Below are 294 nucleotides of genomic sequence, written 5' to 3'. Positions count from 1 at the left end.
CACTTTCTTTCGGGATTCCGGGCAAAACGCGGGTAAACATATCCCAAATAAATGTCGCCGGCAGAGGAAACTCAATATTGGCTGCAATGCTAAATTGTTGTGCCAGTTGCATTTGTAGCCACTGCGCCATACCAGGGCTTTGAACTAACACGACTTCTTGCTGGAAAGGGTTATCCAACGGTTCTCTTTCTATCAGTGCCGTCGTCAGCGCTTTGAGTAAATCCAATTGATTAGAATGATAAACCGTGAACATTGTGACTCCCTTGAGACCCGATGGAAAATATCCACCAATAA

The 294-nt window shown here is 44.9% G+C and carries 1 protein-coding gene; it reads right to left on the bottom strand.

The genetic code is table 11. From position 1 onward, the window contains the following. Positions 1 to 253: exodeoxyribonuclease V subunit gamma (locus YALDO0001_RS22710; RefSeq protein WP_004705868.1), on the bottom strand; the 253-nt coding region annotated here is incomplete at its 3' end. Positions 254 to 294 lie beyond the last annotated feature (41 nt).

Origin of the sequence: Yersinia aldovae ATCC 35236 (assembly GCF_000173735.1) — a bacterium.
GTDB classification, from domain to species: Bacteria; Pseudomonadota; Gammaproteobacteria; order Enterobacterales; family Enterobacteriaceae; genus Yersinia; species Yersinia aldovae.
The sequence above is the reverse complement of the archived record's forward strand: the minus strand, read 5'-3'. Positions and strand labels throughout refer to the sequence as shown.